Source organism: Staphylococcus pasteuri, assembly GCF_030547725.1.
GTDB classification, from domain to species: Bacteria; Bacillota; Bacilli; order Staphylococcales; family Staphylococcaceae; genus Staphylococcus; species Staphylococcus pasteuri.
The window spans coordinates 1-261 of sequence record NZ_JAUOQO010000480.1; the positions used below are offsets into that span (position 1 = coordinate 1).

Genomic DNA, 261 nt, shown 5'->3' on the forward strand with positions numbered 1-261 from the left:
TGGGAGGCCCGTTTTGCCGCCGCACCCGGCAACAAGCAAAAGGAATTCACCCGCCAGCTGGCCGGTGAAGCGCCCAACAAGCTTTCGGCGACCATCAAGGCGTTCAAGAAGCAGATCAGCGACGAGAAACCCAAATATGCGACGCGCAAATCGTCGGAAATGGTGCTGGAGCTGATCAACCCGCTCATGCCCGAAACCGTGGGCGGCTCTGCTGATTTGACCGGATCGAACAACACCAAATCCGGGGATATGGGCGTGTTT

At 57.9% G+C, this 261-nt stretch carries 1 pseudogene; it reads left to right on the forward strand.

Annotation, left to right across the window (positions count from 1 at the left end):
* A pseudogene (locus Q4528_RS14430) lies at window positions 1-261 on the forward strand (hypothetical protein); the annotation flags it as partial.